17 protein-coding genes are annotated in these 20,783 nt (G+C 44.8%); 8 read left to right on the top strand and 9 right to left on the bottom strand.

Translation table 11 applies throughout. From position 1 onward, the window contains the following. Positions 1 to 114 precede the first annotated feature (114 nt). From C9I98_RS10745 to C9I98_RS10735, 3 genes are read right to left on the bottom strand one after another with little or no spacing between them, the layout of a single operon-like run. A complete protein-coding gene (locus C9I98_RS10745; protein WP_036817650.1) occupies positions 115 to 1,335 on the bottom strand; it encodes an MFS transporter in 1,221 nt (406 codons plus the stop codon). A 2-nt stretch (positions 1,336 to 1,337) separates the two neighbouring features. Further along, the gene (locus C9I98_RS10740; RefSeq protein WP_036817648.1) at positions 1,338 to 2,528 is read right to left on the bottom strand and encodes a D-alanyl-D-alanine carboxypeptidase family protein; all 1,191 of its coding nucleotides are present in this window, start codon (positions 2,526 to 2,528) and stop codon (positions 1,338 to 1,340) included. Next, positions 2,525 to 4,084 carry a Mur ligase family protein gene (locus C9I98_RS10735; RefSeq protein ID WP_081878844.1) on the bottom strand — a complete coding sequence of 520 codons (1,560 nt, stop codon included), beginning with the start codon at positions 4,082 to 4,084 and terminating at the stop codon, positions 2,525 to 2,527. Before C9I98_RS10735 ends, C9I98_RS10740 begins: the two co-directional genes overlap by 4 nt. A gap of 198 nt (positions 4,085 to 4,282) precedes the next feature. Here C9I98_RS10735 and C9I98_RS10730 point away from each other — a divergent pair, with 198 nt between their 5' ends. From C9I98_RS10730 to C9I98_RS10715, 4 genes are all read left to right on the top strand, one after another. Continuing rightward, positions 4,283 to 5,236: a LysR substrate-binding domain-containing protein gene (locus C9I98_RS10730; protein WP_245907133.1), complete on the top strand. Its 954-nt coding sequence runs from the start codon at positions 4,283 to 4,285 to the stop codon at positions 5,234 to 5,236. A gap of 8 nt (positions 5,237 to 5,244) precedes the next feature. After that, positions 5,245 to 6,162, top strand: a complete 918-nt coding sequence (locus tag C9I98_RS10725; RefSeq protein ID WP_081879131.1) for a LysR family transcriptional regulator — start codon at positions 5,245 to 5,247, stop codon at positions 6,160 to 6,162. Positions 6,163 to 6,320: 158 nt separating this feature from the next. Beyond that, complete coding sequence (locus tag C9I98_RS10720) at positions 6,321 to 7,421, top strand: adenosine deaminase family protein (RefSeq protein ID WP_036830995.1); 1,101 nt, start codon at positions 6,321 to 6,323, stop codon at positions 7,419 to 7,421. A gap of 65 nt (positions 7,422 to 7,486) precedes the next feature. Further along, positions 7,487 to 8,818, top strand: coding sequence for an NCS2 family permease (locus C9I98_RS10715; RefSeq protein WP_036830993.1), 1,332 nt, complete (start codon positions 7,487 to 7,489; stop codon positions 8,816 to 8,818). A gap of 152 nt (positions 8,819 to 8,970) precedes the next feature. On the opposite strand, the gene C9I98_RS10710 is transcribed toward C9I98_RS10715, so the two are convergent. Together C9I98_RS10710 and C9I98_RS10705 are read right to left on the bottom strand one after the other, a co-directional pair. Then, positions 8,971 to 9,702, bottom strand: a complete 732-nt coding sequence (locus C9I98_RS10710) for an isochorismatase family protein (protein ID WP_051902638.1) — start codon at positions 9,700 to 9,702, stop codon at positions 8,971 to 8,973. A gap of 10 nt (positions 9,703 to 9,712) precedes the next feature. Continuing rightward, on the bottom strand, positions 9,713 to 10,126 hold the full coding sequence (locus tag C9I98_RS10705; protein WP_036830991.1) for a VOC family protein: 414 nt from the start codon (positions 10,124 to 10,126) through the stop codon (positions 9,713 to 9,715). A 127-nt stretch (positions 10,127 to 10,253) separates the two neighbouring features. Here C9I98_RS10705 and C9I98_RS10700 point away from each other — a divergent pair, with 127 nt between their 5' ends. Then, positions 10,254 to 11,144 (top strand): LysR family transcriptional regulator, encoded by an 891-nt coding sequence (locus C9I98_RS10700; protein ID WP_051902635.1) that lies wholly within the window; start codon positions 10,254 to 10,256, stop codon positions 11,142 to 11,144. Between the two features lie 13 nt (positions 11,145 to 11,157). Here C9I98_RS10700 and C9I98_RS10695 read toward each other — a convergent pair whose 3' ends face one another. Then, positions 11,158 to 11,346 carry a hypothetical protein gene (locus C9I98_RS10695; RefSeq protein ID WP_036830997.1) on the bottom strand — a complete coding sequence of 63 codons (189 nt, stop codon included), beginning with the start codon at positions 11,344 to 11,346 and terminating at the stop codon, positions 11,158 to 11,160. A gap of 188 nt (positions 11,347 to 11,534) precedes the next feature. Further along, on the bottom strand, positions 11,535 to 11,996 hold the full coding sequence (locus C9I98_RS10690) for a TetR family transcriptional regulator (protein ID WP_036829499.1): 462 nt from the start codon (positions 11,994 to 11,996) through the stop codon (positions 11,535 to 11,537). A gap of 446 nt (positions 11,997 to 12,442) precedes the next feature. Here C9I98_RS10690 and C9I98_RS10685 point away from each other — a divergent pair, with 446 nt between their 5' ends. Next, entirely contained in the window at positions 12,443 to 14,074 is a 1,632-nt protein-coding gene (locus C9I98_RS10685) for an AMP-binding protein (RefSeq protein WP_173424663.1), read from the top strand. A 110-nt stretch (positions 14,075 to 14,184) separates the two neighbouring features. On the opposite strand, the gene C9I98_RS26525 is transcribed toward C9I98_RS10685, so the two are convergent. Continuing rightward, positions 14,185 to 14,325, bottom strand: a complete 141-nt coding sequence (locus C9I98_RS26525; RefSeq protein ID WP_158262677.1) for a hypothetical protein — start codon at positions 14,323 to 14,325, stop codon at positions 14,185 to 14,187. A 59-nt stretch (positions 14,326 to 14,384) separates the two neighbouring features. Here C9I98_RS26525 and C9I98_RS10680 point away from each other — a divergent pair, with 59 nt between their 5' ends. Together C9I98_RS10680 and C9I98_RS10675 are read left to right on the top strand one after the other, a co-directional pair. After that, on the top strand, positions 14,385 to 15,650 hold the full coding sequence (locus C9I98_RS10680; RefSeq protein ID WP_036817937.1) for a serine hydrolase domain-containing protein: 1,266 nt from the start codon (positions 14,385 to 14,387) through the stop codon (positions 15,648 to 15,650). A 749-nt stretch (positions 15,651 to 16,399) separates the two neighbouring features. Further along, positions 16,400 to 17,572, top strand: coding sequence for an MFS transporter (locus tag C9I98_RS10675; protein WP_036817940.1), 1,173 nt, complete (start codon positions 16,400 to 16,402; stop codon positions 17,570 to 17,572). Between the two features lie 726 nt (positions 17,573 to 18,298). Here the strand turns inward: C9I98_RS10675 and C9I98_RS10670 are convergent. Next, entirely contained in the window at positions 18,299 to 20,665 is a 2,367-nt protein-coding gene (locus tag C9I98_RS10670; protein ID WP_051902231.1) for an ATP-binding protein, read from the bottom strand. Positions 20,666 to 20,783 lie beyond the last annotated feature (118 nt).

The raw sequence follows: 20,783 nt of genomic DNA, 5'->3' as shown, positions 1-20,783 counted from the left end.
CTAGTCACAAGCTAGCGAATAAGATTTAAACAACCAAAGATAATTTATAGTTAATATATTCACAATGGTAGATGTTAAATTTTAGTTTCGAAATATCACTTGCAATTAAAAGTGCTACTCCAACCGTTTACCCTGTTTTGGGAAATAGCACACCACTAGCAACAAGCTGATTGCGCTCAGTAGTCCCATTAGCAAATAAGAATGAGACAACCCAAGCACTGCACTACTCCATCCGGCGATCAAATAGGTAAACAGCCACCACAGGTGAGACAGCGAAAAATTAGCTGCAAAGTAGGATGCTGAATCTTGTTCACTGCAAGAGCGCGTGATCAACAGCCCTGCGGGGGTTTGAATACATGACATCCCCATGCCCAAGACAAAACAAGCTATCGCAAAACCAAACCACATTGGCAGAGCACTCATAAATAGTAGGCTTATCGTGATAGCAGCCGTTCCGGCGATCATCGACGTACGAACATCAAACTTATCCAATAAGGTAGGAAGTTTAAAGGCAACAACCATTGAACCCAGCCCAACAATGGCCATGGCTAGCGCAGTTTGCTTATCCCCACCAGCGAGCACTTCATTGATATAAACCACGGTATTGACGATTACCATTGCACTCGCACCAGAAGCCGCTAAATAAGCAATCCAGAGCGCCCTTAAACTTGGCGTTTGCAGGTAAGACTGAATCCCAAACTTTAGGTTGTTCCAAACCCCTTTCCCATGTTCGACGGGTAATGATACAGGCAAAATACAAAAAAGAATCAGCAACCCAGACACTAAAAAAGTGCAAGCATCAAAAATAAACAAGCCTCTGAAACTAATCACCATTAGCAATGCAGCTGCAATCAAAGGGCTAATGATTTGCTCTAAGTCATAGGCTAAGCGGCTATAAGATAATGCTTTTACGTATTGCTCTCTGTCGGGCAGCACTTGCGGTAAAGTGGATTGAAACAAAGGGGTGAAGCCAGCGGAGCATGCATTAATACAAAAAACCAATACATACACTTCCCACGCTTGGGTAACGAACGGCAGGCACAGAATTAAACCTGCACGAACAATATCTAGTCCAAACATGAAGGCTTTTCGCGGTAACTTATGGGCAATAGCACCAAAAATAGGCGCCAAGCCAACATAGGCGATCATTTTTATGGCAAATGCCGTCCCTAATACGGCACTCGCATTCTCTTCCGCTAAATCCCACGCTAGCAATGCTAGCGTGATAGAGCTGATACCTGTACCCAACAGCGAAACAATTTGCGCACTGAGCAGCTTTACATAAGTGGTATTTTTCCACATCGACAAAGGTGTCGTAACGGTCTCTACTGCCATTGCTATCGCCCAATAAAGTCAAACAGGCTGGTTAACAATGATTTGATTTTGAGCTTTACCATATCCATTAACCGCTTATACCAACTACCCGGTTCCACAGCTTTAGAAGCGATTAAAGGCGCTTCTCGTACAATGTCTTCATCAACGCTCCAGGTTACTGTGCCTATCTTTTCACCTTGCTTAACTGGTGCAATGATTGCGTTTTCAAGCTTATAACTCACCGTCAATTTGCCATAGTCACTCTTTGGTAAAGTCAGGTAGATATCATCTGCAACGCTGTACTCCAACTCATCGCTTTCTCCCAACCAAACAGTTTCTGTACCCAAGGCCTCCCCAGACACGGCGACTGGTTTCGTATCGTAAAATCGAAAACCATAATTCAGTAACTTTCTCGTTTCAGCTACACGGGCTTGTTGACTACTTGTGCCCATCACTACCGACACTAATCGCATGCGTCCATCTGTTGCTGAGGTCGTTAGGCTATAGCCCGCTTCTGGTGTATATCCGGTTTTGGCGCCGTCGACGTTTAGCGATCGATCCCACAACAACTTATTGCGGTTGTACTGGGTGATATCATTCCAGGTAAAGCTTTTCTCTTTATAGATAGAATAGATATCAGGCGTATCCTGAATCATCCGTGTGAGCAGGGTTGCCATATCCCTTGGTGAAGTCGCAATGCCCTCGCCATCTAGCCCATGGGCATTGATATAGCGGGTATTGGTCATTCCCAAACTTTTCGCCCAACTGTTCATCAAGCTCACAAAAGCACCTTCACTCCCAGCGATATGCTCGGCCATTGCCACAGAAGCATCGTTGCCCGACTGCACCATTATCCCCCGTGCCAAATTAGACACCGCTATCGTGTCACCCGGCTGAATGAACATTTTCGACGAATCAGGAAATTTCACTGACCAAGCACTCTCCCCGACCACGACTTCGTCATCTAAGCTTAGTCGTCCGTTATTAATTTCTTGACCAATAACGTAGGCAGTCATCATTTTGGCTAGGCTAGCTGGTGCCATCGGCTGATCGACATTACCTGATGCCAAAATTTTTCCCGAATGGTAATCCATTAGCACATAGCCTTTGGCTGCAATTTCTGGTGCCGCCGGGACCAGTTGAGCAAGCCCGGTTATCGGCAATGTTGCAATCAAGACACTAAAACCAACAGTGATTAACTTATTATTTTTCATTGCTGATCCTCGGTGCTCTCGGGTTGAGGGATGTGTTGCTCCCCGGTTTCCCGTTGATGCTCGCCATGCCATACATTTTGTTTACTGGCTGACATTAACGCGGCAAGATCGCCAATGTACGGACTCGCCTCGTTCTTATTGCTAGAAATATACTGGTGAGTTTCATGCCCTTTTCCACACAGAAGAAGTACGTCCCCTTCAGCCAAACATGACACGGCCTTCTTAATACATAACGCTCGGTCGTATACAACGGTGGCATTATTGCCTTCAACCTGGCTTGTCAGTGCCGCAAACAGCGCATCTTGGCAAACGCCTAATGGATTATCAGTGGTGAAAAACACATGGTCAGAATGGAGGCTACAAAGCTTGCCGATTTCAGCCGCATCACCAAGGCGATCGCCCGTCACCCCGATGACGGTATAAATACGCCCTTTATGGCTGTGCTGGCGAACATTCATCAATAAATTCGACAAGCTATCTTGGTTATGGGCATAGTCGATAATTGCCCTGGCCTGATTCGGTAATCGGTATACCTCGCACCGTCCGGGCGCGGGCTTAAGCGTGCTCAGCCTTGATACCGCGACACCCAAAGGCGCCTCCAATGCAACCATCATGGCTAACATGGCCAAGGTTTTTTCAATGTTGAACATAAATGGCAGATTGGTTTTTACATGACACTTGTGATGCTGGTACCGAACCTCATATTCCCCACCCTCACAAGATGCCTTTAACTTACTGGCGACCAAGTCTGCGTTTTCATTTTGATGACTGAAAGTGACAACCCTCGCTCGGGAACGACATCGCTCAATCATTGCAGCCGCCAGATCATCATCAAGATTGATTACCGCGACACCGTTGGGTTTCAAGCGGTCAATCAGTCGTAATTTTGCTTGAATGTAATCTTCACGGCTTTTGTGATAATCAAGATGGTCGGTGCCAATATTAGTAATGAGCACAGCGTCAAAATCGACAATACTCACCCTGTCCTGAGAAAGCGCATGGCTACTGACTTCCATCACATGGTGGGTGATGTCGTTTTGCTGCATGCGATGAAATAAGTTAAGCAACGTAATCGCATCCGGCGTGGTGTTATCCAGAGGGAAATGAGCATCACCAAAATAGCTCCCCAACGTTCCCGTGTACGCAGATGGTGTTTCTTGATTGAACAAGCTATTCAAGCAATACGCGACGGTCGTTTTGCCATTCGTTCCCGTCACGCCAATATGTTTGATGGTATCTTGCGGGTATTGGTAGAACTGGTTGATCAGGCTAATACTGCTACTGTGGCTAGGGGTGACAATACAGGGGATATCAACATCAAGCGGCCTGTTGGCAATAACGGCCACGGCTCCGCGCTTTATTGCATCGTCCACTGATAAATGGCTATCCCAAGTTAGCCCCTGGCGACAAACAAAAACGTCCCCGTGCTCAATTTTCTGGCTGTGGGTTTTAAAGTTACGTACCGGTAGCCGTTGTAGGAGCTCCAATGGCGACTGCATCGCCAAGAACTTCCCTACCAGCTGTTGCTTTCCTGTTGGGGGGCTGATTGTGTTCATATCGTTGTTCTATCGCTAAATTCGGTTATACCCAGCGTCATAACCAAGGTGTTGAGTGTGGCAACGATTGTAGAAAACCACCCTGAATCAGTGAAATCGAATAAATCAATATAAGTTATAAGCGTGCTTGATAACCCATATCGAGTTGTGATTGTATAGCGCTAAGCGCATTGATGATTCAGCGGGATGAGTAGTTAAGTGGATAGAATAAACTGGAAAGGGGTTGACCTAAATTTGCTGCTGACCTTTGAGGCTGTCATGGCCTGCAGAAGTGTCTCTGGCGCATCTGAACGGCTCCACCTCGGTCAGCCAGCAACCAGCTATAACTTGAAGCGATTACGTATTTTACTTGATGACCCACTATTCGAGCGCCAAGGCAATATTATGGTACCAACATCAAGGGCAATGGAGTTGGCACCCAAAATAAACACAGTATTAAGTATCATCCGAGATGACATTCTTCAGCCAGCTGCCTTTGAGCCCGCTGCATTTACAGAGAAATTCGTGGTTGGCTTTACCGATTATGCAGAGCAAGTATTTGGTCCCGACATCTTCGACCACCTGATTCAAGCCGCGCCACAATGCCAAATCCTCTTCCAAGCCATTGATTCTGGAAATTGCGAACAAGCCTTAGAAAATGGTGATGTTGATATCGCAATCGGCGTATTCAAAACATCAGGCGAACATTTATGCCGAACATTTCTTTATCGAGAAAAGCATGTTTGCCTGTTCGACAATACAATACTCAATGTTGATTTACCCATTAGCCTTGCTGAGTACCTTGCAACGCCACAACTCGTTATTACGGCTAACCAAGCGCTATCCAGTCCTGTTGATATCACCTTGGCAGATATGAATGAGGCACGCCGTGTCGTACTGGGCTCTACCCGTTTCTTAACGCTTCGTCACATGATCAATGGACGACGGTTACTCTGCGTCATGGCAGAAATGCTAGGCCGTTCAGAGCTATTCGGTGACAGCGTCACAACCTGTACCCCGCCCATACCCATCCCCGATTTTGACATTGATATGCTAAGCCGCGAGCGCGATAAGCAACACCCGAAGACCCAATGGTTAATGAAGCAGGTGCAGCAGGTGATCCAAGCCAAGGTCAGCAAACTTAGAAACAACGAAATAACAACAATAAAATAGGTTGAACCATGAACATTGATACCAAATGGCTTGAAGATTTCCTCATGCTTGCCGAAGTACAGCACTTTTCACGCGCAGCAGAAGCAAGGCATATCACCCAGCCAGCTTTTGGACGGCATATACGTGCCCTTGAAAAAGCCGTGGGACAGAACCTAATCGACCGCTCGACGACACCCATCAGCCTGACACCGGCCGGCAGGCAATTCAGGAACATCGCGCGTAATATGATCACCCAAATGGAAGAAGGCTTGAGGCTTATCAATGGTACAGAGCAACCACTGGTCAACCCGATTCGAATCGCGACGCCGCATTCTCTATCGTCTCCGACCTTACTCGATCTCATTGAGCACAGTGATAAAGAGCACGACCTCACCTACGCTATCGACATACTTCGAGTGGATTTCGCGGTTGAATCGCTAACAGAAGGAAATTGTGACTTTTTCCTCGGCTTTGAAATCTTGTCACTATTGCAACCGCCATTCCAAAGCCTGTGTATTGGCCATGGCCACTTTTTGCTGGTATCGGCTAGCGATAACAATGGCCAAGCGCTGTTTCAACCGAATAGCGAGCGCACCCCAATCATTCGCTACAGTGCCGAATCCTATAGCGCTCGGTTAATCGAACAACACCAGCCCGATTTACCGCAACTCAATACTTACCCCGTGTTCGAAACCTCCATGTGCCAGCTACACAAAGAAATGGCAATCAGGGGGAAAGGGATCGCTTGGTTGCCAGATTCCCAAATACAGCAAGCTCTTAAAGATAAAACCCTGGTTGCAATCGAGCCTGATGTTTATCGCCTCCCCTATCAAGTTCGCCTGTACCGTAACTCGGCACCGTTGAGAAAGGAGGCTGAAGCACTATGGCTAGCACTGAGCAAGCAAGTGCAATCGGGCTGGCAAATTCACCTTCCTTGGCAACAATAATAGGCTCACGAGCAATTTAAAATTGGCACTAAAATAAAACCTTAGTGCCGATTCGGCACCAGCATACCATTATTTGCATTTAACATTTCTTCGTAACAGGTAGATACTCACCCACAAGGCAAACGATTGCGCAACAACGTTGCGTCAGAGGAGATCAGGTGAGCGCTACTTCAATTACACTTAACCAGTTTTATCATAAATTCCCAAAAGCAGATATACACTACCATCTGTTGGGTGGGGTAAGACTAGAGACCATGCTTGCGCTTGCGAACAAGTATGGCGTTGAGCTTTCTGAAACGGATGCCAAGTGTTACTACCGGGCCCACCAACATGAAACGGGTATTGTGAAAGGGGGCATTGAGGCACTGACCTTTCTCTATGGCTTGATGCGAGAGCCTGAAGATTACTTCCGCGTCCTTGTTGAAGTTGCCGAAGATGCCCATGCCTGTGGCGTACGATATATCGAAACCTTCTGGAACCCTAGCGACACTAACATTCCCTACCCTATTGCAACCCAGGCTATGGCAGAAGCCATTGATCACGTTGAACGTGAACTAGGACTTGTTGTTCGCTTAATTCCGTCTATCAATCGAGAAAAGACACCTGAAGTCGCTGTTGAGATGGTCGAGCAACTCATCGCTCACCCACACCCTTATGTGCTGGGTATCGGTATTGACTATAAAGAGCACAATGCACCGGTTGAGCATTTTTGGAAAGCCTATCGACTGGCTGAGCAAAATGGCTTGAAGCTCACTGCACATTGCTCTGAATTCGGCCTTCACTGGCGTAATGTTGAAAGCGGGCTTGAGTTGATCAATGTTGAGCGTATCGATCATGGCTACACCATTCTCGACAACCCAACCCTTACCCAAAAATATGCCACCCAAGGTGTGCCATTTACGGTGATCCCATCGAACACCTACTATTTCACCCAATGGCCAGAACACAATGAATGGTGTAAAAAGCATCCTATTCGCGCCATGGCAAAAGCAGGATTAAACATTATTCCATGTACTGATGACTGGCATATCCACAATACCACCAGCGCCAATTGCTACCGTGTGATGGTTGAAGATTTCGGTTTTGACTTAGGTAGCTTACGCCAGATGATGGTTAACAGTATTAATGCGAGTTGGATGCCAGAAGAGATTAAGCATCAATGGCTGATTGAATGGACTGCTGAATTTGATCGCCTAAGAGCGTTACTGGAAGCCGAGCCATCCATCGCCGAGCACCATCTTATTCAATATCGCCGATAAAAATATAAATGAACCAACATCGCTTGGATAAAAAATAACAGACACACGACGTGTAGAGGAACCCCATGGAAACTGTTGCAAGCAAACCTGGCTTTAGTTTGGCCAAATGGTTTGACTTTAAAGGAAATAATACAAACTTACGCACCGAAATTATTGCCGGCTTAACCACCTTCGCCACAATGGCATACATGGTAGCGGTCGTCCCTGGCATGCTCAGTAAAGGCGGCCTTCCTTTCGATAGTGCATTGACTGTCACGGTACTGATGACCGTCATCACCACTATCGGTATGGCACTCTATACTAATCGCCCGTTTGTTCTTGGCCCTGGTCTTGGTAGTGTTGCTATTTTCTCGTTCACCCTACTGGGTAACGACGTACCGCTGAGTATTGCCGCCGGTATCGTCTTCATCAGTGGTGTGTTGTTTATGATGGTCTCCTTCCTTGGTGTCCGTGACTTTGTAGTGAGAATCATCCCTCACAGTGTCAAAGTTTCCGTTGGCGTGGGTATTGGCCTGTTCATCGCCCTATTGGGCTTCAAGCAAGCCGGTATTGTTGTTGCTGATCCTCGTAAGAATGTATTGATCTTTGGTGATCTCGCCTCAATCGAAGTGATTACCGCCGTTGTTGGCTTTTTCATGGTGCTGTTTTTTGCATCGCGCAAAATTCAAGGTGGCATTATCCTCGCCGTTATCATCACGACAATTTTGAGTATTCCCCTAGGCATTACTTCAGTACCAGAAAACTTCTTTAGCATGCCAGGCAGCATGGATGGCATGATTTTCGAGCTGGATGTGATAGGCGCACTAAGCCCTGCATACCTGCCGTTCCTACTGGCATTTTTCATTCCTGACTTCTTCTCTACTCTGGGTGCAATGCTGGGTATTGGCGCACAAGCGGGCTACTTAGACAAAGACGGTAACCTGCCGGGTATTGAAAAGAACTTCCATGTTGATTCGACAGCCACGACCGTTGGCGCGCTATTTTCATGCCCGGTACTCACAACTTATGTAGAAAGCTCTGCTGGTGTTGAATCAGGTGGCCGCACAGGCTTTACTGCACTTGTTACAGCCGCATGTTTCTGCCTGACATTATTCTTGGCGCCACTGGCAGGCATGATCCCTACCGAAGCAACGGCACCAGTACTGATGTACATCGGTATTGCGATGATGAGCTCAATGAAGAAGATCAACTATGACGATATTACCGAGTACCTACCTGCATTTGTTTGTGTGGTAATGAGTGTATTCAGCTTCAATGCAGGTAATGGTATCGCAGCGGCTATGCTAGTGTACGCATTCCTGAAATTGGCAACGGGTCGATATAAAGAAGATCACTGGTCAGTTTATGTGATTGCAGCTTCCATGATCTATTACTTCTACATTATCTCAGCCCATTAATTGCCATTGTTACTCAGCAATACAACAAGCAAGCATCTAATACCCAATGACAAACGCTTGAGTTGATATAACAAGTAACTTGGGTATAAACAATAAATCAAAACAACAGCTACCACGGCTATCCGGGGTAGCTGTTGTTTCATTAAGATGGCTTATTGCCAGCCCTTATCCGGATCCATTTTAAAAAGGTGCTCAAGAAAGATACGTGACACTTCATGCTCGGTTTCTTTACGTGCATGATCTCGTTGTAGCTCAGCGAGTACAACATTCCAGGTAAGAGGTTTCACTCCGGCCTGAATCATTCGCTTCATACCATTATTATGAGCCAATTGATTAATACTACCCACTGTGTCTTCCGGTACATGCACATCAAAACCGTTTTGAACCGCTTCTATCGCGGGATAGGCAAGGCAAACATCTGTCCACAACCCGGCCATGATCAACTTTTTCCGTCCCGTTGCTTTAACGGCGGCCACAAACTCAGGCTCCTCCCAAGCATTAACATTGGTACGATCAATTATCACCGCGTTGGGTGCTAGCTTGCGCAACTCCTCAAGAAAAGGTTTAGAGCCATTTAAGCCAACACCAACATGAGAAAAGATAATCGGTAGATTGAAATGTACTGCCGATTTGACTAGCGCTATGGTGTTATTCATTAAATCTTCATGGGCAATGCTTTTTACTCCCATCAAAATATGCGGCTGGTAATCAATGAGAATAAGCGCTGAGTTTTGTGGCGATAAAAAGGGATCTTCATCTGCTCCCCGTGGCGCAGTACCCGAATAGCCTTCGGGATATTGGCCGACACCATTAATCGTTTTTATACCCGCCAAACTCAGCATTGGCATCAATAGTAGCGTTATGCTTAATAGTATATTTTTCATGATCTTCTCCCTATAGCGCTTTAAGTGATGACAAGCCGATGTATTCGCAAAACTCAATGACATTAAGGTCTGGATCTCGGATGAAAATTGAGTGTCCTGTGGGGTGCTTCATCTCACCACTTAAGGCAATATCCATTGCTTGTAACTCTTTGATTACTGCTTCGGCATCGTCAACTTCCAGTGCGACATGGGTGTAACCGGTATATTTGGTCTTTACATCCATCAAAATATTACTACTTTCCGGTTGGTTAGCATTTAGGATCAAGTTGATATTAATTCCGCATGGATGCATAACAATGGCTACAGGCTCTGGCCCTGTTGGTCCAGCGATGTACTCAAACCCTAACTTGCTATAGAAATCTCTTGCTGTTTCAAAGTCGCAGACGCGAATACCGATATGATTAACGCGGGTTATGGCTTTCATGGTTATCTCCCTGTATTTATTTTTCTTATATTCAGTTTAATCGTTGCAAAATGTTTAACTAGACCCATAAATAGCAATAAACTGTTCTATAAATAGAACGACAGGCTAAGTCAATTGGAGTGAGAGCGTGGATTTAAATGATATGAAGATCTTTGCCAAGGTGGCAGAGTTGCAAGGCATATCCCCTGCCGCACGGGTATTGAATATGCCAAAATCCAAAGTTAGTCGGCGTATGGCTGCCCTGGAACAGCGTCTTGGTGTTGGTTTATTAGAGCGCAGTACTCGTGCAGTCAATGTGACCGAGGCTGGGCAGCTATTTTTGCAGCATTGCTTGAGGGTTTTAGAAGAAGCCGATGGCGCATTGGAGTCACTCCAACAGTTGAGTGATAATCCGCGAGGGCACCTACACATTAGTACTTCGGTTGCGATAGGCCAGTATCTGGTTGCCCCCCATATGGGTGAGTTTCTGCAAACTTACCCGGATATTACTGTTGAGTTAGACTTGAATAACCGCCGCGTGGATCTGATCAGCGAGGGTTTTGACTTAGTCATACGAGTGGGAGATTTAGATGACTCGTCACTGGTTAGCAAACGTATTTTTAGTGCCTATGCCCGCCTTTATGCTGCGCCAGGTTATCTGTCAATGTACGGTGAGCCTAAGCATCCAGACGACCTGCTGGGCCATAAAGTTCTTGCTATGTCTGATGTCAGCCGAAGTTATCAATGCCTGTTGGAAAAAGAAGGGAATGAGCAGCATATGGTATCGATAGAGCCGCAAATGAGTGTTAATGATTTCAGTACGCTACGTACGGTCATCGAAAGCGGTGCTGGAATTGGTCATCTCCCTGAGTATCTTGCTGAGAGTGCTGTTGCTGAAGGGCTGTTACAACCAGTACTTGTTGATTGGCACAGCCCAGAAATTTATTACTATGTGCTCTACCCCAGTCACCGAGGCTTAAGTCGAAAATCACGGGTGTGGATCGATTTTTTGGTCGAAAAGCTAGCCCAAGGCGCTTAGCCAACCTCTCTGATTATTTCAGCTCTTCAAGCTTATCGCTCAGTTCACCGACTGTATCAGATGCTTTATCGCTGATGTCTTCATAAACGTCTTGCACATCTTCCAACGAGCGAGAGTTAGTCAGATCTTCAATCTGATCTTTATACGTCACACCAATGTAGATTCCGAAGCCCACCAGAGCAATGATGATATATTTGAGCATGTTTTTCTCGTTATCATTGTTAACCAATCTGAATTATATACATATTTTTTTACATGCATAGACAAGCGAGCAGTCATGAAGTGCGAGCCATTAAAAAAGCAGCGATAATTCGCTGCTTTTTCTATCGACTTCAAACAAATTTTTTCAGTAACCTGTCTGGCGCAAGAATGACTGCTTCAGAACTTGACTTATCTCACTAGGCTAATTAAAGACTTACCCAGTAGCCATTCAAGCTCTTTTTCACTCTCTTCACCGAAGCGCTCTTTGCACAGGCCGTATAAACGCTCGATGCCGCGCTTAGAGAATTCATTGGTAACGTCAGCCGCCGCAATATGGTGGAAAAGCAAGCGCAACGTTGCACGGAACTTTTCATCTTCCAACGCCGCAATCCAGCTTGCAGAAAACCCTTCGATACCGTTTTCCATATCTAACTTTTCAACGAACAAACGGAAAATACGACCATCAAGCGCATTAGCGAAGTCTTGTTTTTTAGGGAAATGATGGCTGATACCCGTTCTAGAAATCCCGGTCTGCTTGCTTAACGTTGTGTATGACATTTTGTCATAACCCAAAGTCAGAATTTGGTCGACAACGGCATCCATAATGGTCTGGATCGTGATTTCAGTATCTTCTTTACTACGCTTCGGCATATTGGCTTGACTCTATATTCGTCTTTGCTGTCAGTATTACAGAACATCGTTTTGATTGCCATACCAGTGCTGTATTCGTTAATCAAAAGTTACAAACCCTTTTGTTAGCGATACGACAAACCAAAAAAAATTCTCTGTAACTAGGTTCAAATTTTCATAATTATAATAGAAACAAAAATTTATGAACAGGCATACTCTATAACAAAAAAATGCACTCCAGTGCTAAATTTGTTCTATTTTTAATTTATAACATTTAAGCAAACTTGAATTTTAGGCTTACTTTTCTCGCATTTTAATGCAGTTACATGGCAAATTGCTACTTGACGGACCAGTGCAAATAGCATTATTTTAACAAAACAATAACACGGAAGGATCGAAGTATGACTCTACCTCTGCAATCGGAACGCCTAAAGGAAGCACAAATGACCCAACCACTGCCAACAGAAATGATTCTGAAATGGGCAGAAGAACGCGCTGATGAAGTGTATCTTCGCCAAATCATTAACCGCCAGTTTGTTGATTACACCTATGCAGAGGTTGCCGACAAAGCCTTAAGGCTAGTAACTGCTTTAAGAGAAATGGGCATTAAACCCGGTGATCGTGTAGCGCTGATGTCAAAGAACTGCGCCGAATGGTTTATCACCGACCTCGCACTAATGCTGGGTAGTTACATCAGTGTACCTATCTTCCCAACTGCAGGGGCTGAAACAGTTGAGCACTGCCTAACCCATAGTGAATCGAAAGTCTTATTAATTGGTAAACTCGACGATGATAAAGCCGTTACCTCGGTAATGGAAAAATACCCATCGCTACCAACTATTGCTTTCAACTACCCAACGGCACCATCAACGTGTCAATATCAGTTTGAATCCTTAATTTCAGAACACGCCCCTTCTGAAGAGCGCCCAAGCCATAAACAAGATGACTTAATGTCTATTGTGTACACCTCTGGTACATCAGGTTTACCAAAAGGTGCCATGTTGACCTACGGTGCTTTCTCTTGGTCATCGCAGCAGCTTATCGACCACATTGGTATGCGTGATGGCGAGCGCCTGTTCTCGTACCTACCGCTGGCCCACATTACCGAGCGTGTTTACATCTACGGTTCATCAGTCATGGCGGGTATTCAGGTCGCATTCCCTGAATCTTTGGATACCTTTATCGAAGATGTCAAAATGCACCGCCCAACCCTGTTTATCTCAGTACCAAGGCTCTGGACGCTATTCCAGCAACGTATTCTTGAAAAACTGCCTCAGGGCAAACTGAATATCTTGCTGAAAATCCCGTTTATCTCTGGTGTGATTAAGCGCAAGCTGGCGGATGGACTTGGCCTGAACAAAGCTCGCGTTCTAGGCTGTGGTTCGGCACCGGTTTCACCTGCACTGCTTCGCTGGTATGAAAGCATTGGCCTGAATATTACTGAAGCATGGGGTATGACAGAATCCTTTGCCTACAGCACGCTCAACCACCCATTCCGTAGCGATAAGATTGGTACGGTTGGTAACGCTGGCCCAGGTGTTGAAGTGAAGATCGCTGCCGATGAAGAAATTTTGGTTCGCGGTTTAGGTCTTTTCTCTGGCTACTACAAAAACGAAGAAGCAACCAAGGCCATGTTCGACGAAGATGGCTGGCTACATACCGGTGATATCGGCTTTATGGACGAGGAAGGTTACCTAACCATCCAAGGCCGTAAAAACGACACCTTTAAAACAGCCAAAGGTAAATTTGTGTCACCAGTGCCGATTGAGAAGCGCCTATTCGAGCTCGCTAACATTGAAATGATGTGTGTCGTGGGTTCAGGTATGCCAGCACCAATCCTACTGGCCATCCCGCATGAGTTCCCTGACTTTGACCCTGCGCGCTATGAACGCAAAGCTCATCGTGTTATCGAGACGATTAACCAAGAGCTAGAATCACATGCGAAAATCAAAGGCGTGCTGATGATTAAAGAACCTTGGAGCATCGAAAACGGCATCCTAACACCGACACTGAAAATCAAGCGCCACTTGCTTGAGAAGAAGTATCACGATATCGGTGCTAACTGGCCTAAAGACAAGCTTGTTCAGTGGGAAGAGTAATAGTGTAGCGCTTATCATAACAACGTACAGGCGGCTTAATAGCCGCCTTGTTCTTTCTTTGTAACTGAAATAAGTATTGAAGACACCACAATGTCCAGCTAGACACTTTTTTATGAAACAGTTAAACCCCATTCACCCATAAAGAAAAATGCCTCGATTTTTTCCATTACCACCTTGCCGTTTAATTTCCGCACCTTAACAGTAGTGATACCTTTTTCATTATTACTCTTTAATTTTTTAAACAATGGCATACCTACCCTCACCCTTTTGCACCGCACTTATTCTCGTTGCCGCTTCTTGGCTTCTAGCCTTGCCAACCCAAGCAAGTGAAAGCCACACTCACCAAGTTCTCGCTGACTATATTGAGCATCAGAATAAATATGGGCGCTTCGGGGGCAATATCTTGATCGCCTACCAAGATAATATTGTCTTTGAGCAATCCACTGGTTATGCCGATATCAAATTAAAACGCCCGATTACACAACAAACACTTTTCAAAGCAGGGGCGATAACCAAACAGTTGACTGCAGCTGCCATACTAAGGCTTCATGAACAGAACAAACTCGATATCCACCAGCCCATTAAAGCTTTCTACCCCACGCTTAAACATGGCGATACCATCACTGTTGCGATGTTGCTGAACCACACTGCTGGCTTTTATCGGGACCCGTCTTGGCGAGAGTATGAAAGCCGCTGTGAGTCATCGAAGTTAATAGAAAATACCATCGACAGAGCAAGCACCTATCCACCTAGTAAACTATTCAACGAAAGCAATGCAAACTACCATTTGTTAGGTGGAATCATTGAGCAAGTCACGGGCCAGCCATACAATTCCTTTATCAACGACGAATTACTTCGCCCTCTAGGCATGAGCGGCAGCAGCCTCAAGCTGACCCTCTCTTTCCAATTGGCTAAATCTTATGAGTTATCCGGTTTGGTTGATGCTCACATTACCCCATCAGGCTGTGCCTGGGCAGCTGGTGAACTCATCACTACCGTTCGTGACCTTTATATATGGAGCCGCGCCCTTCAAACCGGCAAAATTATTTCCCACGAGCTATATCAAACCATGCTCAAAGAGCAATATGGTGTTTTCCATGAAGAGATTGGCGGCCAGTCTTACTACATTCATCGAGGTAATATTGATGGTTTCAAGGGATTCATCATTCAACAGCCCACCTCAGGGCTAAGTATCATTGCGCTTAGTAACCTCAACAATACCAACATCGACTTCCTTGCCGTTGACCTCATTAGCATCCTCAATCATAAAGCCCCCATTCACAAGGTCATCCCGCCCAAAACAAACTTTGCTGACTGGCAATATGATGTCGACGTTATAGGTAACTACCTCGATACCAGTGGGGTGCCATTACAGGTTGTGTATCAAAATGGCGCCTTGGTCGCCAAGGTTAATCAGTTTGATATCCCGTTGAAAATTAAAAACAATCACACCCTGTTTGCCATTGGTGTCGACAATAAAATCAGGATAAGTCGAAACGCCAACGAAACCACCAGAGAAATCATCTTTTTCTCCAAAGATGGTCGCTATCTTTCGCGTTTTTCCCGTATCAAATAAAAAAAGGGGCGACTTCCCCGCTACTGGAAGTCGTCCCCAAAAACATCAACATGAGATTGTGTCTATATCTACCCTACTCAGTTAACTACTTGCTCTACCAAACCACTTGGTTTAAAAGGGCATGGGCTAACTAATACTTCGATACAGAATGAATATAGCAATGTTGATGCCAACTATAAAAGCCTGTTGATTCAACCCATTATGTACATATCCAACCTGCTTTGGCACTAATATAGTGCTTAATCGCACCAAGGTGATTCATCTGCATTGTAACCTACCCCCTTCTCTCATTAAGGAGCCGAAAACCACTTCGATGCAAAGCAGAAGAACAAGGGGGATTACGGAAAACTCGGTTATTTTCAAAATAATTTGTTAAGTAATTTTCATGAAAATACTTACGTCCCTAATGGGTAGACATCTAATCAACTCGATTATCTCGCTAAAAAGTAAGTCTAATTCGTTGATAGTATGTAATTTCCACCCTGCTCATACACGATAACTGGCAAGCCTATATTTAGGGTTATAATGTATTTTATCGATAATTATCGATTTCCTCTTTAGATATTAGTTTTTCTCATTTTACTGTTCATAAAAAACCGTTCATATTCCTCAAAATAGCTTTCCTAGCTAGATAGTGGTAAGGCATAAACCCTTCTTTTCGCCTTATTGAAACACCTAAAATTAATTTTAAACTTATGATTCATAACTGATTAGTCAGTCATGTCTCTATTGCTTTGGAGATCGCAGTAGTGAACAAGCACACTACAACACTCGCTAAAAATACCGTTTGGGTACCAATTGCAGGTCTAACCGTATTTTCTATTGGTTCAGGATATCTAATGAGCCTGCTACCGCTCTCATTAAAACAATTTGACTTTAATGCCGATGCAGCGAGTTGGTTGGCTAGTGTGTTTTATCTCGGCTTATTAATTGGCTCGATGTTCATTGAAAAGGCTATCGTCCATTTAGGCCACCAACGCGCATTCGTTGGTTTTATAAGCTTGCTCGTTGCCAGTGTTGTTACCATGGCTTCGTTTACAGAACTCAGTGCTTGGCTATTCTCTCGCTTAGTTGCTGGTATTGCCGTAGCTGGTATTTTTGTGGTGATTGAATCTTGGCTACTAATCGGGGACAACGCCCAACAACGAGCCAAAAACCTAGGCCTGTACATGACCTCGCTCTATGGTGGTACAACATTGGGTCAATTCGGCGTTGGCATAGTTGGTACCAATGGTGTAATGCCATTCTTTGTTATTGCAGGATTATTGATTTTAGCTGCGCTACCAATGGTTGTGACCCAAAATGCCAACCCTGAGTGTTCCGAGCACCAGAGCCTTCCACTGCGAAAAATGCTTGCTTTAAGTAAGCCGGCAATTATTGGCTGTATTGTATCTGGGATGGTCATGGGCTCAATTTATGGATTACTGCCTCTCAATTTGGCCTCAACGGCGAGTGATACACAGCAGGTAGGCGTGCTGATGGCCGTCACTGTGCTGGGTGGTATGTTTATTCAACCGATTGTTGGCAAGATTGCAAACCAGGTGTCGAAATCACTGCTATTGGCTGCATTTTCATTGTTAGGTGTATTTGCAATGGGGATGTACCTACTTGATCAGCACTACACAACACAGATCATCGCCTTAGCGCTACTTGGCATGTCGGCATTTGCCCTGTACCCAATAGCTATCACCTTAGCCTGTGATGGCTTAGCGTCATCCGCCATTGTATCGGCAACTCAGGTTATGCTGTTTAGCTACAGTGTGGGCTCAGTGGCTGGACCAATGTTGGCTAATGAATTTATCCAAGGGGCAATGGGCCGTTCTATCGGGCTTATGGGGTTTTTCTTCAGCATATTCCTTGCAACGGCAATTTATATGTTGATTGCGAGTGTGAAAACCAAGCCGCAAGCCATTGTTAGCTAATGCCACTAAATATCTAATCAGGTAATGGAGGTGGTGTTTCGGTAGGTATAAAAAAGAGCGGGCGCGACTATTGTCGCGCCCTTGGTCTTTCTTGCAGCAATCCGGCTACTATGGTGCTCCCTGCATCATTCCATGATCAAGCTGTATCCGTCAGCGTATTCCCTTAGTCTCTATCCTAGAGATGTTCCTATTAGTCTACCTTGACCCGTCGATTCATCCTGTTTCGACTCTCTTCTCCTTCCTGGAGGTGTCCCTAACTTCATCCTGAAGTGGTCCATTCATGTCGTCCTGACCAGTAAGTATCCTACTTACTTTACCGTATCCATACGGTTATCCCTTCACAGTCCATGTCCGATAAATCATCCTAATTTACCGACCTCCTCCTGAGGTTGCCATTATCCTTGGCTGATTTCCTGTTCCGTTCCGTCAGTTCCTTCCGACACCAATAAGATTACGCTTTCCCTATTTTCTTTCAACCACGCCGACGGTTTCTTTTTTATCTCAAAGAACCACCATGTCACAAACAAACCATAAGAAACTGATTTTAAACGAGTTTAATTTTCAACCAGAAAAGGTCGCTATACACATTTGTACCAACTCCCACAGTTTTGTAAGAGATCTCTCACAGCGAACGCAGGTTAATTCTATAGCGTATACTAAAAGTGAGGCCCCGATATGACTGCATATCAGGGCCTCACCACTTGCGTTCCTTCGAGCTCATCGCCTTTAGGCTACCGTTGCCACGTTTTCCAACTTCTCTAACAAAACATCTTTCTTAAACGGTTTTGCCACGTAGTCATCCATACCCGCATCAAAACATTTAGTGATATCGTCATCCAACACACTTGCGGTAAGAGCAATGATTGGCAAACGCTCGCTATCCTGGTTTTGCTCCCAGCTTCTGATCTCTTGAGTTGCCGTGAAACCATCCATAATTGGCATCATGCAATCCATTAACACCGCATGGTAGCGCTTACCTTCCCTCACCATATCGACGGCTTCCTTACCATTGTTCGCCAATTCAAACTCGTAACCCGCCTTTTTCAAAAATAATGAGGCAACTTTTTGGTTAACTAGGTTATCTTCAACAATCAACACGGTGGCCCTGCTCTCGCCTTGAGAGGTTGCATCATCCTGTGGCGTGACAACGTCTTGAACAGCTTGTGCTTGTTTAGCCTTAGCCGCCAATCCAGCAGCAAGCACTGACTTCAAGGTATTGGTAAATCGCTTACCTAACAACGGTGTTGTCACAATCCCTTCAATGCTATTACCAAAGTCGTGTTGCTCATCCATATGGCTACAACACAGCACCAAGGGCGTATTCGGCAGTAGTGTTCTAATTTCACCCAGCTCTTTGGTCGACTGGAAAATTGACTCTTGGCAGTACATCACCACATCAACACTTTGGTGATTAGACTTGATGGCACTTAATTCATTACACTTCACCACCTGCAGTCCGTTTAACTCACACTCATCAACAAAGCGTTGAGTTTGGGCATTATTCGATTCACTCACCATCAATACATGGCGCTGATCTAGCTCTTTAACTTTTGGCGACACTTGCGCGACGATATCAACCTCAACCGTGAAGAAGAACTTACTCCCTACCCCTTTTGTTGATTCAAGCTGAATATCACCCCCCATTAATTCAACCAGCTGGCGACAGATAGCCAAGCCTAAGCCAGTACCGCCAAACTGCCGGGTAATAGAACCATCTTCTTGGGTAAACGGCGCAAACACCTGAGCTTGCTTATCCTTTTCAATACCTATACCAGTATCGATAATTGAGAAGGTTAAATCAGCCTTATTGTCTGACTTCAGCGCCGATTCTATTTGCAGTGTGACTGAGCCACTGGTCGTAAACTTCACCGCATTCGACATCAAGTTCATTAGTACTTGGCGTAACCTGTGCTCGTCTATCATCAAACGATAAGGCACATCGGGTGAAATATTCACAACCAAGTCCAACCCGGTATCTGCCGCCTTGGCGATAACAATCGACATGGTGTCGTAAGCAACTTCTTTAACATCACACTCATTCGGTGCCAGGATCAAATTGCCGGATTCAATCTTAGACAAATCCAGAATATCGTTGATAAGAAGCAATAATGTTTGCGATGAAGTTTCAATGGTTTGCAGGTATTCAGTTTGTGAGGGGTTAAGATCGGTATCTGCCAAAATATTCGACATACCAATGATCCCGTTTAGCGGTGTCCTGATCTCATGTGACATATTGGCAAGGAATGAACTTTTTGCCACGTTGGCCTTTTCGGCTTCATCCTTTGCTTTAACCAAGTTTGCTTGGTTCTGCGCCCTCTCTTCGATTAGCGCATTTAGTTTATTACTGAACACAGTAAATTCATCATTACCGTCTACTTTGATTTTTGCTTGTTCACTGTCTTCATTATCAAAAGACGACATCGCCCGTAATACTCGATTCAAGTACGAGCCTATTCGCTTCATCAAATTGACGCCAAACATGACAATGATGGTTAGCGAGACAATAATGCCAAACAAATACACCAACATCATTCGCTTCGCACCGGCAATAGAGCGGTCAATATCTGAAACAAGCTCATCGCTGATTTTATGCACGACGAACTGAACAAGATTAAACCTTTCATCGATAGCGTTGAAAGTTGCTTTCGACTGAATACCGCTAAAATCATCCGACATGATGTAACTACGCAGACGGAAGCTTTCTGCAAAAACAGGGTTTGTGAATGTTTTACTCAGCAGTTCAATCTGCGCAGGGGTTGCATTGATTGTTAGATAACGATCAATAATCAACTGCTGTCGTTCGATAAGGGTGTCTAGCTGCTCTTTGTAGTCACTATTTTCGATAGGCTGCTCATTAATTAAGTTGATGTACCAGTTCTCTTGCTGAGCCCAAAGTTGTAACCATTGCAATTGATAAAGAATAGAAATCTTTTGATCAATAATGACATCACCCGCACTCAACTTATTTTTTTCTAAGCTAACCATACTCTGAATTGACAAATCATATGCCCAATCAGACCAGTCATTAATATCCTCTTTTCCTACCCCTTCAAAGTCTGCAACCAGCTCTTTCATTTCATCTGTGATTGCCATTAGCTCTGAGCTTTGTTTCGCAGTGAAAGCATTAGGTATTACATTTGAAATTTGTGATATTGCGCTATTAATGTCACTTTCAGGTAATAATTCACCAGATGATGTTAACGTGCCAATC

It is taken from the genome of Photobacterium sanctipauli (assembly GCF_003026495.1).
GTDB classification, from domain to species: domain Bacteria; phylum Pseudomonadota; class Gammaproteobacteria; order Enterobacterales; family Vibrionaceae; genus Photobacterium; species Photobacterium sanctipauli.
Note: the sequence above shows the minus strand (reverse complement) of the source record. Positions and strands in the feature narration are given on the sequence as shown.